We start from the raw sequence: 13,933 nt of genomic DNA, 5'->3' as shown, positions 1-13,933 counted from the left end.
TCGTGGGCCGGTCAGCGTGTGCCGGCGGGTTGGGAAGGGTCGAAGGGCGGGGTGCCGGCGAGGTCCTCGAGCAGCAGCAGCATGGCCGTGCAATCCTGTTCGGCGCGGCCCCAGCGCTCGGCCATGGCGAAGTTCTGCCGGGCCGCGGCGCCCAAATACAGCGGCGCGCCCAGTTGCGCGCCCAGTTTGAGCGCGAGCCCCACGTCTTTCAGGCCCAGGCGCAGGGGAAAGTCGGGTGCGATGTCGCCGCGAAGCACCTTGCGCGGAAAGTTGGTCGTCAACTGCCCCTTGCCGGCCGGCGTGGCACCGAACACGCGCAAGGCCACCTCGCGCGAAATGCCCGCGAGGGCGGCAAAGCACAGGCCCTCCGCCGCGACCACCATGTTCACCATCGACAGGTAGTTGTTGATCAGCTTCAGTCGAATGGCCGTGCCGAGCGGGCCCACGTGCAGGATGTCCTCGGGCTTGGCGAAGCAGTCCAGGAGCGGGCGCGCTGCCGCGAAGTCGTCAGGGTTGCCGCCAGCCATCACCAGCAGCTCGCCGCTTGCCGCCTCGCGCACGCCGCGCGCCACCGGCACGTCCATCACGCGCACGCCAGCGGGCGCGAGGCGCTCGGCGCAGACGCCGATCCAGTCGGCGTCGGACGTGCTCATCTCCAGCAGCAACGCGCGCCCACTCATCGTCGACGCGGCGCCCTGGGGGCCGAACAGCGCCGATTCGACGATGCGCTCGTCGGGCAGCATCGTGACCACGGCGGCCGCGCCATCGGCCGCGGCCGCGGCGCTGTCGCAAGGCGTGCCGCCACCCTGCGCCAGGCGCTCGCGCGCCGCAGCCGAGGTGTCGAAGCCGCGCACGTCGTGACCGCCTGCCGCGAGCCGCGCAGCCATCGGCGCGCCCATGGCGCCCAGTCCGAGGAAGGCGATGCGCATCAGCCGCGCTCCGAACGCAGCCGGCGCACCGCGGCCGCAATGGCGGCGGCATCCATGCCGTACTTCTGCAGCAGGAACGCCAACGTGCCGCCTTCGGCGAAGGTGTCCTGCAGGCCGATGCGTGCGAGCCGTGCCGGAACCCCGGCCTCCGCCAGGCACTCGGCCACGGCGCTGCCGACGCCGCCGATCACCGAGTGGTTCTCCGCCGTGACCACGATGCCGCTGCGCCGCGCTTCGGCGAGCACCAGCGCGGTGTCCAGCGGCTTGATCGACGCGAGGTTGGCCACAGCCACCTGCAAGCCGTCGGCCGCCAGCAGGTCGGCGGCGGCCAGCGCATGCTCGACCATGAGTCCCGCGGCGAAGATGACGCCATCGTCGCCCTCGCGCAGCAACGTGCCCTTGCCGAATTCGAAGCGCGCGTCGCGAAGCTCGGGCCGATTGGCCCAGGCGGCGCGGCGCATGCGCAGGTACACCGGGCCCGGGCGGGCGCAGGCCGCCTCGACGATGGCCTTCATCTGCTCCGGGCCGGCCGGCTCGGCAATGGCCATGTTCGGCAACGCACGCATCAGCGCCACGTCGTCGATGGCCTGGTGCGACACGCCCAGCAGCGTGGTCAGCCCCGGCAGGAAGCCGACCATCTTCACGTCGGTGCGCGGGTAGGCCACCTGCATCGCGATCTGGTCGTAGGAGCGCCGCGTGGCGAACACGCTGAAGGTGTGGGTGAACGCGATGTGGCCGCTCCGCGCCATGCCCGCGGCCATGCCCATCATGTTGGCCTCGGCGATGCCGGTGTGCACGAAGCGCTCGGGATAGGCATCGCGAAAGCGGTCGGTCTCGGTCGAGGCCGTGAGATCGGCGCAGAGCGCGACGATGCGCGGATCGCGCGCGGCAACCTCGAGCAAGGCATCGCCGTAGGCGCGCGGCATCTCCTCGGCCGCCGCGCCGCGCGAGATGAAATCGCCCACCTTCAGTTCATTGGCTGCAGCGCTCATGCCGATACCTCCGCGGGGGCGTGTGCCCGGAGTTCGTCCAGGGCCTGCTCGGCCATTGCCCTGGGAAGTCGCATGTTGTGGCCGAAGATGCCTTCGAGGCACGGCGCGCCCTTGCCCACCAGCGTGCGCGCGACGATCACCGTGGGACGCTCGACCGTCTGGCGCGCACGCGCCAATGCCTCGACGATGGCGGGCATGTCATGGCCATCGATCTCCAGCGCGGCCCAGCCGAAGGCGCGGAACTTGTCCGCCACCGGCTGCATGCGCATGACCTGGTCGATGTGCCCTTCGACCTGCATCTCGTTCCAGTCGATGAGCATGCAGAGATTGCCCAGGCCGTAGTGGCCGGCGGCCATGGCCGCTTCCCACACCTGCCCCTCCTGCAGCTCGCCGTCGCCGAGCATCACGTAGGCGCGCGCGCCCGTGCCCTGCCGCTTGGCGGCAAGCGCCATGCCCACGGCGACCGACAGCGCCTGTCCCAGCGAGCCGCAGGTGGCCTCGACGACGGGGCCGAGGCGCTCGGACATATTGATCTCGTACGGCGAGCCGTCATGGCAATAGCTGTCGAGCAGCTCGCGACCGATCAGCCCGGCGTGCGCAAGCGCCGCGCCGAAGACGGCCGAGTTGTGCGCGGTCGACAGCAGGAAGCGGTCGCGCGCGGGCCAGCGCGGATCGCCCACGCGCAAGCGAAGCTCGTTGCCATACAGCGCCGCGAACAGGTCGGCCGCACCCAACCCTTGCTGCACGTAGCCTTGGCCGGTGGCAGCGACCATGCGCACCACATCGCAACGCAACGCATGGGCCATACTTTGCAGGGCGGGAATCGAGGGCGGGGTTCGCTCGCCGGAAGAATCGCTCACGGGATGTCCTTTCTGGTCTGGTCAGGGATGCGCGGCACGTTCGGGCACGGGCCCGGTGGTGCGGCGCAGGATGAGTTCGAGCTCGAGCCGCGTGCTCGCGGGCATCGGCAAGCCGGCGTTGGCTGCCAGCAGCATGTCGGCCGCGCGCCGGCCCATCTGCGCCGCCGGCGAGCGCATGGTGGTGAGCGGCGGCTGGAAGTGCGCCGCCATCTCCAGGTCGTCGAAGCCGGTGATCGACACGTCCTGCGGAATGCGGACTTGCCGCGCATGGCATTCGAGGATGGCGCCGAAGGCCTGCACGTCGTTGCCGCAGAGCACCGCGGTCGGGCGTTCCGGCAGATCGAGCAGGCGGCGCATCGCGGCGCGGCTCGACGGAATGTCGTAGGCGCATTCGAGCGTCAGCGCCGGGTCGGGCTCGATGCCGCGCGCGCGCATGGCAGCGTGATAGCCGACCACGCGGGCGAGCGCCCGGTCGTTGTCGCGCGTCACACCGCCAATCACGGCCAGGCGCCGATGCCCCAGGTCCAGCAGATGGTCCGCCAGGCGGCGCGCTTCGGTCTCGTTGTCCCAGCCGATACTGGGAACGTTCCCATCAAAGGCCGACGTGATCACGTAGGGAATGCGACGGCTGTCGAGCAGCTGGTAGGCGGCCGGATCGCGCGAGGTGCCCACCAGCATGACGCCGCCGATGCTGAGCTGCGCGAGCGTGCGCAGCTGGTCCAGCTCTTCCTTGATGCTGTAGCCGTTCGCGGCCACGAGCACATGGCGCCCCTGCTCGGCCATCACCGCCTGGAAGCCGTGCATCAGTGCGGCGAAGATGGCGTTGTCGAGTGTGGGGACCACGGCCGCGAACGCGAAGGAGCGCTGAGTGACCAGCGAGCGCGCGTGGCTGTCGGGGATGTAGTTCAGCGTCTGGATGGCCGCCTGGATCTTCTGCAGGGTTTCGGCCGCGACCTCCCGGGGCGCATTCAGCGCGCGCGACACGGTCGACTTGGACAGCCCGGTTTCACGGGCGATGTCCAGGATGGTCACCTGGCGATTTGCTGCGGTGCGGGCTTTGGGCATGAGGTATTGAATGAGAGACCGGGAACGTTCCCGTAACTTTCGGGCACTTTGGCGGCAGCGTCACTCGGGGTTGTCCCTTAGGCCGCTGTTTGCGCCACCGCACGCTGCTCAGCCGTTGCTTCGTCAAAGACCGAGTCGCGGCCCGACGGCCGCGGGCGCTTCGTGATCCCGAGCGTGCAGCCCTACTCGGCGGCGATACCCGCCGCCTTGATGATCTGGCCCCAGCGATTCAGCTCCAAAAGCTGGAACCGCGCCAGTTCCTCGGGCGTGGACAGTGCGGCCTCCATGCCGGCCTGCTCGACCAGCTTCTGCACCACGGGGGTGCCGAGCGCGCGGTGCATGAGCGCATTCAGCCGCTGCACGACCGGCGCCGGCGTGCCTGCGGGCGCGTAGAGCGCATTCCAGTAGCCGAACTCGTAGCCCGGCAGCGATTCCGCGATGGCCGGCGTGCCCTGCACCAGCGCAAGCCGCTGGGGGCTGCTCACGCCGAGCGCGCGCAACTTGCCGGCCTTGACCTGGGGCAAGGTGGTGGCCAGGTCGGCAATCATCAGGTCGGTCGTGCCGGACACGAGATCGAGCACCGCGGGCGGATTGGCCTTGTACGGTACGTAGTTGAACTTGGTCCCGGTCATCTGCTGGAACAGTTCGGTCGCCACCTGGGCCGACGAGCTGCCCGAGCCGTAGTTGAGTTTGCCGGGTGACGCCTTCGCGAGCGCGATCAGCTCCGCCACGTTGTTGGCCTTCACCTGGGGGTTCACCACCAGGAGCTGGTAGCCCTTGGTCAGCAGCGAGACGGGCGCGAAGTCCTTGATGGGATCGTAGGAGAGCTTCTTCTGCAGATGCGGATTGGCCGACTGCGTCGTGTTCGTGGTCATGAACAGCGTGTAGCCGTCGGGCTGGGCCCGCGCCACGAACTGCGCCGCAATGCCGCCGAAGGCACCGGCCCGGTTGTCGACCACCACGGCCTGGCCGGTCGCCTTGGTCAGCTCCTGCCCGATGGCGCGCGCGAGCCCGTCGGTGGCGCTGCCGGCGCTGGAGCCCACGACGATGGTGACGGGCCGCGCAGGAAACTCCTGTGCGGCGGCGGTGCCGCAGAGCGGAACGAGAAGGCTCAGTGCGAGCAGCGATCGGCGATGGTTCATGGGTTTTGTCCTTGATAGTTATGGAGCGATCGCGCCTTCGAACCAGAAGGCGCAAGAGAAAAGAGAGACGAGAAAAATCAGCGCAGCAGCCTCCAGCCCGCCATGAGCGCATGCAGCTGCGTGTGCTGCGTGTCCGTCAGCGGCCAGGCCGAGGGCGCTCGGGTGGCGCCGCAGTCGTTGCCCATCATCTGGAGCGCGGTCTTGACGACGGTGACGTTGGTGCCGTTGTTTTCCTGGGCGCGCAGTTCCTCGAACGGCAGCATCTCGCCGATCAAGCGCATGGCCAGCGCGTGGTCGGCCGCCTCGAGCGCGTTGTAGATGGCCACCGAGCGTTCGGGCAGCACGTTGATGAGGCCCGAGGTGAAGCCGCGCGCGCCAACGGCGTAGAACGGGGGCGCCCACACCTCGGCCAGGCCGCCGACCCAGGCCAGCCCGCGATCAGCGGTGCGGCGGATCGCCTCGGCCAGCACGAGCGGCGTGGGCGAGGCCCACTTGACGCCGACCACCTGGGGGATGCGGCACAACGCCTCGACGGCGGCCAGGCCGATGTTGTCGTTGCGCAGGTACAGCACAAGCGGCAGACCGTCGGACGCCTCCGCGATCTTCTGCACATAGGCCACCACACCGCGCGGCGCCACGAACGGATCGGGCGGCTGGTGCACCATCAGGGCATCGGCACCGGCGCGGCGCGACACGGCCGCCAGTTCGCAGGCCTCGTGGATGCTGCGGCCCACGCCGGCCAAGAGCGGCACGCGTCCGGCCACGCATTCGGCGGCCGCATGCACCATCTGCTGCGCTTCGTGCGCCTGCAGGCCGTAGAACTCGCTGGTGTTGCCGTTGGCGACCAGCACATGCACGCCGGCTGCGACCGCGCGGTCGACCAGGGGCTTGAGCGGCGCCACGCACACTGCGTCGTTCGCGTCAAACGGCGTGACCAGGATGCCCGAGATGCCATCGAGCGCCGCGCGCAGCGCAGGGCCTTGAAAAGAACTCATCTTGCTTTCTGTGTGAAGGGGCGAACCCGGAGCGGCTACTCTAGGAGGCACCGGCAACAGCGTCCAATCCATTCACGGGATGCCGCCATTCAAGAATTGAATCGTGTTCCAGCTCACCCAACTTCGATGCTTCGTGGCCGTGGCCACCGAACTGCACTTCGGCCGCGCCGCCACGTCACTGAGCATGACCCAGCCGCCACTCACGCGACAGATCCAGCTGCTGGAGCATGAGGTCGGCGTGCGCCTGCTCGAGCGTTCGGGCGGCAGCGTACGGCTGACGCCGGCCGGTGCCGTCTTCCTGCGCGAGGCGGAGGACATCCTGCGGCGCAGCCAGGCGGCCACGCTGGCCGCGCGCCGCGCCGTGCGTGCCGACGCCGGCAGCGTGACGGTCGGCTTCATTCCGGCCGCGAGCTTCACGTTGCTGCCGCAGCTGCTGGCGGCCGTGCGCGCGCAGCTGCCCGACGTGCAGGTGGTGCTGCGCGAAATGCAGACGGTCGAGCAGATCGAGGCCATCGGCACCGACCGCATCGAGCTGGGCATCGTGCGGCCGTTCGCGCCGCGCAGCTTCACCGAATCGGCCGCCGTGTTCCGCGAACCCTTCGTGCTCGCGCTGCCCGCAGAACATCCGCTGGCGCAAGACGAGACGATTCCGCTCGCGGCCCTCGAAGGGCAGCCCTTCATCGAATTCTGCCCCTCCGAGTCGCGCTATCTCTACGAGCTGGTCGCCGGGCGGCTGCGCGCCGAAGGGGTTGCTCCGGAAACGGTGCAGACCTTGAGCCACACCCACTCGATCCTCTCGCTGGTGGATGCGGGCGTCGGCATGGCGCTGCTGCCGCGTTCCGCCACCAGGCTGCGCTATGCAGGCGTGGTCTTCAGGCCGCTGCAGGATGCCCCGGGCCTGGACGTGGAGGTGCACCTGGCATGGCGCCGCGGGGGCCGCCACGGCGTTGCCGCCACCTTGCGCCTGCTGATCCAGCAGGCCTTTCCGGCACCGGAAAGGCGTTAGCGAGGGCTGACGGGCGCCAACGTCCTGACCCAGCGCTCGAACGCTGCGCTTTCGAACGTGTGCACACCGCCTGGCGACTTCGAAATGATGGCTTTGGACTTCAAATTGTTGAGCGAGTACTGCACGTCGTACGGCGCGAGCGAAGGGACGCCGAGCGCCTTGGCGAGTTTCGCAAGCGCTGCCTTCCCGAATGGTTTGGCATGTGGGTCGTCGGCGAAGAGCAAAAGAAGCTGGCGCTGCATCGCGTCGAGCGACGACCAGGTTCCTTCGTGGTTTTCTTCTTTGTCCTGTTCTGCCTTTTCAGTTGCGACGGCACGATCCAGGGTGAGCGATGGGTCCATGAGCATGGCCACAACCACCGAGAGGAATGGCTCGGGTTGCTGGTGGAATTCCTGGAAGGCCGCCCACCCTGCGGCGACGTCCAGGGTTCGTCCGCTAGCGGCCTCTAGCTTCTTTGCGACGAATTCGACCAGTTCCCTGCCGAGCAACGGGAACTCTTGAACGGCAGCGCCCACGGAGAAAAGCGGCGCGGTGCTGTTGGAGAAGACGTTGGCGAGCTGCGTGCGCGATGAGCCGGTGAACACCACGCGCAGCTTGTCACTGTTTTTGGTGATGGCGGTTCGCAGCGCCATTGCCATCAGCTCGTTCTCCTTGTTCCGGGCAAGTTCCTGCGCTTCATCGACAAGGAGCAGAAGCTTCTTCTTGGAAATAAGCTTGACAACAAGCTCTTCGATTCGAAGGGCGAGTTCGGTGGCTTCCTTCTTTGTATCGCCCAGCTCGAATTCGATGGCGCCATTCAACTCGCCCGCGCTGCCGGATGCCTTGACCTTCCTGACCGGCTCGTGCAGCCTGTGAAGCGCCTTTTGTGCCAACGTCCTCGGCGTGAGCGCTTCCTCGAGGCCCCGGACAATTGCAATGCCGGGGTTCAACCTCGTCTGCCAGAGGTCCACGTACGCGACTGCGAAGCCAGCAGCGTCGGCTGCTGGCGTCAGGTCTTTGCGCAGAAACACCGTCTTCCCGGTGCGCCGGGGCGCGAAAATGGTCGTGCTCACAACCGGCCCGGCTTGCAACAGAGCCAGATAGCGTTTCGCGAGCGCCGGCCGGGGACAGTGCCAGATCTGGTTCAATTCCATACGAAAAATTATAAGCGACACTCATAATTAGTAAAGTGCTGTTTAATTTTTCAGAATGAATTCAGGGCGACTGCTCTCCCGCCGTCAGCCCCAGGAACGAATCGAGGATGTGGAAATGGTCGTCGTGCAGCTGGCCCTCCATCGCCGCCAGTTCGCCGATGGGCACCCACCGCGTGGCCGCGGCGTCGTCGCCGGCCTGCACCGCCGGCAACGGGCGCTGGCCGAGGTCGAACCAGTGCGCATGGGTGATGACGCGGCCGCGCTGGCTGCGGTCGGGATGGTCGAACACTTTCACGGCCTTGAACGCTGCATCGACCTCGCTGTCGGGCAGCCGCAGGTCGGTTTCCTCGGCCAGTTCGCGCAGGGCCGATTGCCAGACCGTCTCGCGCGGCTCGAGGAAGCCGCCCGGCAGCGCGAACAGGCCCTTGCCCGGTGCGCGGCCGCGCTGGACCAGCAGCACCTGCCCGTCGCACTGGATCACGGTGTCGACCGTCACGAAAACCGGCGGATACGGCGAGCCGTCCCACAGGGCGTTCTCGTGCCGCAGGCAGGCCCATTCCTCCGCGATCCTGGCGTAGTCGGGCTGGCTGGCCCAGGCGCGCAGGAACGCCAGCGTGCTCGCGGGCACCTTGTGGGCGATGGCCGCAAGTGCCGGCTCGATCGAGGCGTCGGCGGCTGCTTCGAAATATGTGTCGCGCAGGGCGCTGGCGCTGATGTCGCCCTGGCGCCCGGCTTCATCGTGCGCCCACTCGGGGAAGTCACGAAGGTAGCTGCTGGTCTCGTCCTTCAGGTGCCCCACCAGCAACACCGACGACACGCCGGGGTGCAGCCGCGCCACGCCCTGCTTCACGGCCTGCGCCCAGCGGGCCTGGTCGTAGTGGTCGCGCACCGGCAGGAAGGCGATCCGCTCGCGGTCGGCCTCGGGCAGTGCGGCGCGGATCATTTCCGCGCGCTCTTCCCAGCTGAATGGGTTGCGCGGCGAGCGCGCCTGGAAGGCCGAGCCGAGCACCACCACGCACGCGGGGGCGGCGGCGAGCGCGCGGCGCAGCAACGCGAGCTGGGCGTTGTGGAAGACCTGGAAGCGGCCGATGTAGACGGCCACATCGACGGCCTTGCTGTTGCTGCTGGACATGTTCGTCATCCTGTGTGTTCTCGCGGTTCGGTGTTGCACATCATCATGCCGCGATGCCGAACACCTGGCGCAGGTAGGCCAGGAAGGTTTCGTCATTGCAGAGCGTCTTGCCCGGGGTGTCCGACAGCTTGGCGACGGGCTGGCCGTTGCAGCCGGTGAGCTTCATCACGATGTTGAGCGGCGTGAGGCCGACGTCGTTGCTCAGGTTGGTGCCGATGCCGAAGCCGGTCTGGGTGCGGTCGGCGAAGGTTCGGTACAGGCCGATGGCCGCCTGCAGGTCGAGCCCGTCGGAGAACACCAGCCGCTTGGTGTGCGCGTCGATGCGCAGCTTGGCGTAGTGCGCCAGCGCCTTCTCGCCCCAGGCGACGGGGTCGCCCGAGTCGTGGCGCAAGCCGTCGAAGAGCTTCGCGAAGTAAAGATCGAAGTCGGCCAGGAAGGCATCCATGCCCACCACGTCGGTCAGCGCCACGCCGAGGTCGCCGCGGTATTCCTGCACCCAGCCTTCGAGCGCGGCGCGCTGGAAGTCGCGCAGCCGCACGCCGAGCGCCTGGTAGGTCTGCAGGTACTCGTGCGCCATGGTGCCGATGGGCACCAGGCCGAGATCCTTCGCGAGCAGCACGTTGGAGGTGCCCTTGAAGAACATCGGCACTTCGCGCTGGAGCGTCTCGACCACCTCGCGCTGCCAGGTGCGCGAGAAGCGGCGCCGCACGCCGAAGTCGAAGAACTCGAACGGATGCTGCCGCGCCGGCTCGTTCGCAAAGTCGCGCAGCAGCGCGATCTTGGATTGCAGCCGCTCGCGGCCCTGCGCGAGCGCGGCCTCGGCGTCGAAGCGGCGGAAGTACAGCTCGTTGACGATGGCGAGCACGAAAATCTCGAACGCCATCGTGTGGACCTGCGGTCCGACCGCGCGGATGCGCAGCGTGTCGCCGTCGGCCTCGGCGGTGATGAACTCGCGCTGGAAGCTGAAGATGCGCAGGAAGTCGACGAAGTCGCTCTTGATGTAGCGCAGGCTGCGCAGGTACGCAAGCTCGTCCGGCGCGAAGCGCAGTGAACACAGGTGGTCGAGTTGCTCGTTCACGTCGGCCAGCAGGTCGGCCAGCGGATAGGCCGGCGCGTTGCGGCACACGAAGCTGTACTCGGCCTGCGTCTGCGGATGGCTGTGCAGCATCGCCTGCCACATCGTGAACTTGTAGAGGTCGGTGTCGAGCGGGCTCTGGATGATCGGTTGCATGGCGGGGTCCTTTCTGCAAGTGGCGTCAGGCATTCGCGCGCAGCAGCGCAAGCACGTCGGCGCTGGAACGAAGCTGCGCGCCGCGCGCGGCCATGTCGTCGAGGAAGGCCTGGTGTTGGGACTCGAAGCCGGCCACCGGGCTCATGCAGTCGGTCACGAGCACCAGCTTGGCGGGGTTGGCCGACGGCAGGTGGGCGACGATGTGCTCGGTCGTGGCGCGCACGCAGTGGCTGCTGGCCTCGCCCGCGACGACGATCAGATCGGCTCGGTCGAGCGACGCGACGAGCCCCATGTTGAGCGACGTGGCGGCATCGCCTTCGTCGGGCACCTCGGCCTGGACGGCGCTGTAGTGCTCGGTCCATGGATTGCTGCCCTTGGCAACCTTCTCGACCATGGCGGCGCGCCGGTCTTCCCAGGCGTTGTAGGCGGCCTTGACGGCCGCATGCACGTTGTGGCCCCAGCTGCCGATCTCGCAGTGCACCGGCCAGACCATCAGCGTGTAGCGCCCGCGGCGCTCGAGTTCGTCGAGGTAAGCCAGCGCGCGGGGCAGCGCCTCGCGGTCGCGCGGCAGGTGGTCGCCGCTGCGCACCTGCGCCGCGGTGATGGCGGTGAAAGGCGCCACCGCCCTGCCCTCGCGCGACTCCCAGAAGGTGGGGTGCGCGATGTCGAAGCGGTGGTGCGAATCCAGCGTCACGGTGATGGCGTCGATGCCGTCCGCGCCCTCGCCGATGAGCGCGGCGAGCCGCAGCATGTCGGCATGCGCGCCCGCCACCGGCAACGCGGGCTGCAGCGGCGCGCCGGTGGCCGGGTCGGTCGGAAGCCAGGCCGCCGGCAGGTCGCAGAAGTCGTTCTGCGGATCGATCACGAGAAGATGGATGTTCTGCTTCATGGCGTCTTTCCTTCTGGTTGTACTGTGCAACTTAGTTTGGTTGTACTGTACAACCACCACGTGCGGTGTCAAGCGTCGGGTGCTTCGGCCTCGCGCGGGCTGAAGGTCCGCGGGAACACGGCGGGCTGCGCCCGGTCGCGCAGGCGGTAGCCCATGGCCGGGCGGCCGGAAGCGCTTTCCACCGGGCCCGCTTCGGCCATGAAGCCCGCGTCGAGCATCCGCTTGCGAAAGGCGCTCTTGTCGACCGCGCGGCCGAGCACGACCTGGTAGGTGTGCTGCAGCTGCGGCAGCGTGAACGGCTCCGGCAGCAGGAAGGCCGGCAGCGAGGTGTATTCGACCTTGCCCCGCAGGCGGGCGATGGCGGCCGCGAGGATCTCGCCGTGGTCGAAGGCCAGGCGCTTGCGGCTCGCGGCCGCGGCATCGGTCCATTCGGCCGGGGCGGCATGGGCACCCTGCCGTGGCGCCGGGTCGTCGCCCGGAATCAGCGCAAAGAACGCATGCGTGGCCGACCATCCGCGCGGATCGCGCTGCGCGCCGCCCCAGCTCCCGAGCTGCTCGAGATAAGGCGCGGCAACGCCGGTCTTTTCGTGCAGCTTGCGCCTGGCGCAGTCGATCAGGCTGGCATCGCGGGCGACGTCGACAAAGCCGCCAGGCAGCGCCCAGCGACCAGGAAAAGGCTCGCCCGGCGCGTCGGGACGGCGGGCCAGCAGGACCTTCAGCGCATCGTCGCGCACGGTGAAGATGACGAGGTCGACAGTGACCAGCGGCCGGGGGAAATCCAGGCCCGGTGGCGTGGCGGATGGTTTCAAGGCAGGTGCTCCTTTTTGTTTGTTGTACAGCACAACTCTCCGGGCGCGCAAATATAGCAAGGGCGTTTTTTCCGCCTCCCCCTTCAGATTTCGCGCCGGCTGCCGATAACCGGTCATGGCGGCGGCTGTCGCGCGCGCCCTCCTTCGTGAAAGAAAGCAAATGAACCTGCGCAATCTCAAGATCGGTGTCCGCCTCGGGGGCGGCTTCGCGGCCATGCTGCTGCTGATGGTGCTCATCTCGGGCATCGGCATCCTGCGGCTCAACGCCGTGGCGCACTCCACCTCGGCGATGGTCGAGGAGGCACTGGTCAAGGAGCGGCTGGCGAACCGGTGGGCCAACCTGCTCGGCCCCAGCATCGTGCACTCCTTCGGCCTGGCGAAGGCCGCCGACCCCGACAACGAGGCCTATTTCAAGAAGCATCTCGGCGAGGGCGTGGCCTCGATCAATCCGGTGCAGCAGCAGATGGACAAGCTGCTCACCACGCCCGACGAGCGCAAGCTCTTCGAGGCCGTGGCCGATGCGCGCAAGCGCGTGCTCGAGCACCTGGGAACCATCAACAAGCTCAAGGCCGCGGGCGACCCGGGCGCCGCCAACCAGCTGGCCGACACGCAATACCAGGCGGCGCTGGACGTCTACAAGCAGGCGGTAAACCAGATCGCCGAGGCGCAGCGCACGCGCATCGACGTGATGGCCCAAGAGATCCAGGACAACCACCGCAGCGCCCGGCTGATGCTGGTCGTCCTGTCGGCCATGGCGGTGCTGCTGGGTGCGCTCTTCGCATGGCGGCTGACCGTCGGCATCGTGCGGCCGATGCAAGGCGCGGTCGAACTGGCGCAGAAGGTGGCTGCGGGCGACCTGAGCACGCAGGTGAGCGTCGGCTCGCGCGACGAGGTCGGTCAGTTGCTCTCGGCGCTGAAGGCCATGAACGACAGCCTCTTCAAGGTGGTGGGCGAGGTACGCAACGGCACCGACACGATTGCGACGGCGTCGAACCAGATCGCCTCGGGCAACCAGGACCTGTCGTCGCGCACCGAGCAGCAGGCCAGCTCGCTCGAGCAGACGGCGGCCTCGATGGAAGAGCTCACGAGCACCGTCAAGCAGAACGCCGACAACGCGCGCCAAGCCAACCAGCTTGCCGTCTCGGCCTCCGAAGTGGCCGTGCGTGGCGGCGGCGTGGTGGGCAAGGTGGTCGGCACCATGGATTCGATCAACACTTCGTCGCGCAAGATCGTCGACATCATCGGCGTGATCGACGGCATCGCGTTCCAGACCAACATCCTCGCCTTGAACGCGGCCGTGGAGGCAGCCCGCGCGGGCGAGCAGGGCCGCGGCTTCGCGGTGGTGGCCTCGGAGGTGCGCAGCCTGGCGCAGCGCTCGGCCGCGGCGGCGAAGGAGATCAAGGGCCTGATCGACGACTCGGTGAGAAAGGTCGAGGCCGGAAGCCAGCAGGTGGCCGAGGCGGGCCGCACGATGGAAGAGATCGTGACCAGCGTGCAGCGCGTGACCGACATCATGGGCGAGATCACCGCCGCAAGCCAGGAGCAGACCACGGGCATCGAGCAGATCAACCAGGCCATCACGCAGATGGACCAGGTGACGCAGCAGAACGCGGCGCTGGTCGAAGAGGCCGCGGCCGCCGCGGCCTCGCTGCAGGAGCAGGCGAGCAGCCTGTCGCAGGTCGTCGGCGTGTTCCAGCTCGGCGGGCCGCAGCGCGCGCTCGCTTGACGCCCCGGCCGCGCCGCAGTCCCC

Annotated in this window: 13 protein-coding genes; 2 read left to right on the top strand and 11 right to left on the bottom strand. The window is 68.2% G+C overall.

Annotated elements, in window-relative coordinates; all coding sequences use genetic code 11:
- Nucleotides 1–11 precede the first annotated feature (11 nt).
- From AC3A6G_RS15055 to AC3A6G_RS15030, 6 genes are all read right to left on the bottom strand, one after another.
- Nucleotides 12–929, bottom strand: coding sequence for an NAD(P)-dependent oxidoreductase (locus AC3A6G_RS15055; protein ID WP_487860106.1), 918 nt, complete (start codon nt 927–929; stop codon nt 12–14).
- Nucleotides 929–1,921: a transketolase family protein gene (locus AC3A6G_RS15050; protein WP_487860107.1), complete on the bottom strand. Its 993-nt coding sequence runs from the start codon at nt 1,919–1,921 to the stop codon at nt 929–931. Before AC3A6G_RS15050 ends, AC3A6G_RS15055 begins: the two co-directional genes overlap by 1 nt.
- Nucleotides 1,918–2,781 (bottom strand): transketolase, encoded by an 864-nt coding sequence (locus tag AC3A6G_RS15045; RefSeq protein ID WP_487860108.1) that lies wholly within the window; start codon nt 2,779–2,781, stop codon nt 1,918–1,920. Before AC3A6G_RS15045 ends, AC3A6G_RS15050 begins: the two co-directional genes overlap by 4 nt.
- A gap of 21 nt (nt 2,782–2,802) precedes the next feature.
- Nucleotides 2,803–3,813: a LacI family DNA-binding transcriptional regulator gene (locus AC3A6G_RS15040; RefSeq protein ID WP_487860109.1), complete on the bottom strand. Its 1,011-nt coding sequence runs from the start codon at nt 3,811–3,813 to the stop codon at nt 2,803–2,805.
- A 215-nt stretch (nt 3,814–4,028) separates the two neighbouring features.
- The gene (locus AC3A6G_RS15035) at nt 4,029–4,988 is read right to left on the bottom strand and encodes a Bug family tripartite tricarboxylate transporter substrate binding protein (protein WP_487860110.1); all 960 of its coding nucleotides are present in this window, start codon (nt 4,986–4,988) and stop codon (nt 4,029–4,031) included.
- Between the two features lie 77 nt (nt 4,989–5,065).
- Nucleotides 5,066–5,983, bottom strand: a complete 918-nt coding sequence (locus tag AC3A6G_RS15030; protein WP_487860111.1) for a dihydrodipicolinate synthase family protein — start codon at nt 5,981–5,983, stop codon at nt 5,066–5,068.
- 103 nt (nt 5,984–6,086) lie between these two features.
- Here AC3A6G_RS15030 and AC3A6G_RS15025 point away from each other — a divergent pair, with 103 nt between their 5' ends.
- Nucleotides 6,087–6,989 (top strand): LysR substrate-binding domain-containing protein, encoded by a 903-nt coding sequence (locus AC3A6G_RS15025; protein WP_487860112.1) that lies wholly within the window; start codon nt 6,087–6,089, stop codon nt 6,987–6,989.
- Here AC3A6G_RS15025 and AC3A6G_RS15020 read toward each other — a convergent pair.
- The 5 genes from AC3A6G_RS15020 to AC3A6G_RS15000 form a co-directional block, all read right to left on the bottom strand.
- Nucleotides 6,986–8,122, bottom strand: a complete 1,137-nt coding sequence (locus tag AC3A6G_RS15020; RefSeq protein ID WP_487860113.1) for an AAA family ATPase — start codon at nt 8,120–8,122, stop codon at nt 6,986–6,988. The two genes, AC3A6G_RS15025 and AC3A6G_RS15020, sit on opposite strands and share 4 nt — an antisense overlap.
- 61 nt (nt 8,123–8,183) lie before the next feature.
- Nucleotides 8,184–9,254, bottom strand: a complete 1,071-nt coding sequence (locus AC3A6G_RS15015) for a bifunctional nicotinamide-nucleotide adenylyltransferase/Nudix hydroxylase (protein WP_487860114.1) — start codon at nt 9,252–9,254, stop codon at nt 8,184–8,186.
- Nucleotides 9,255–9,297: 43 nt separating this feature from the next.
- Entirely contained in the window at nt 9,298–10,485 is a 1,188-nt protein-coding gene (pncB, locus tag AC3A6G_RS15010) for a nicotinate phosphoribosyltransferase (protein ID WP_487860115.1), read from the bottom strand.
- 25 nt (nt 10,486–10,510) lie between these two features.
- Complete coding sequence (locus tag AC3A6G_RS15005) at nt 10,511–11,374, bottom strand: cysteine hydrolase family protein (protein WP_487860116.1); 864 nt, start codon at nt 11,372–11,374, stop codon at nt 10,511–10,513.
- Between the two features lie 68 nt (nt 11,375–11,442).
- The gene (locus AC3A6G_RS15000) at nt 11,443–12,183 is read right to left on the bottom strand and encodes an NUDIX hydrolase (protein ID WP_487873933.1); all 741 of its coding nucleotides are present in this window, start codon (nt 12,181–12,183) and stop codon (nt 11,443–11,445) included.
- Between the two features lie 160 nt (nt 12,184–12,343).
- On the opposite strand from AC3A6G_RS15000, the gene AC3A6G_RS14995 reads away from it, so the two are divergent.
- Nucleotides 12,344–13,909 carry a methyl-accepting chemotaxis protein gene (locus AC3A6G_RS14995; protein WP_487860118.1) on the top strand — a complete coding sequence of 522 codons (1,566 nt, stop codon included), beginning with the start codon at nt 12,344–12,346 and terminating at the stop codon, nt 13,907–13,909.
- Nucleotides 13,910–13,933: the final 24 nt, after the last annotated feature.

Source organism: Variovorax sp. Soil_C_26, assembly GCF_057657075.1.
The sequence above is the reverse complement of the archived record's forward strand: the minus strand, read 5'-3'. Positions and strand labels throughout refer to the sequence as shown.

Bases quoted from the DNA above. Each gene is read 5' to 3' on its own strand.
- AC3A6G_RS15055 (WP_487860106.1), bottom strand. From the start codon at position 929: ATGCGCATCGCCTTCCTCGGACTGGGCGCCATGGGCGCGCCGATGGCT.
- AC3A6G_RS15050 (WP_487860107.1), bottom strand. From the start codon at position 1,921: ATGAGCGCTGCAGCCAATGAACTGAAGGTGGGCGATTTCATCTCGCGC.
- AC3A6G_RS15035 (WP_487860110.1), bottom strand. From the start codon at position 4,988: ATGAACCATCGCCGATCGCTGCTCGCACTGAGCCTTCTCGTTCCGCTC.
- AC3A6G_RS15030 (WP_487860111.1), bottom strand. From the start codon at position 5,983: ATGAGTTCTTTTCAAGGCCCTGCGCTGCGCGCGGCGCTCGATGGCATC.
- AC3A6G_RS15020 (WP_487860113.1), bottom strand. From the start codon at position 8,122: ATGGAATTGAACCAGATCTGGCACTGTCCCCGGCCGGCGCTCGCGAAA.
- AC3A6G_RS15015 (WP_487860114.1), bottom strand. From the start codon at position 9,254: ATGTCCAGCAGCAACAGCAAGGCCGTCGATGTGGCCGTCTACATCGGC.
- pncB (WP_487860115.1), bottom strand. From the start codon at position 10,485: ATGCAACCGATCATCCAGAGCCCGCTCGACACCGACCTCTACAAGTTC.
- AC3A6G_RS15005 (WP_487860116.1), bottom strand. From the start codon at position 11,374: ATGAAGCAGAACATCCATCTTCTCGTGATCGATCCGCAGAACGACTTC.
- AC3A6G_RS14995 (WP_487860118.1), top strand. From the start codon at position 12,344: ATGAACCTGCGCAATCTCAAGATCGGTGTCCGCCTCGGGGGCGGCTTC.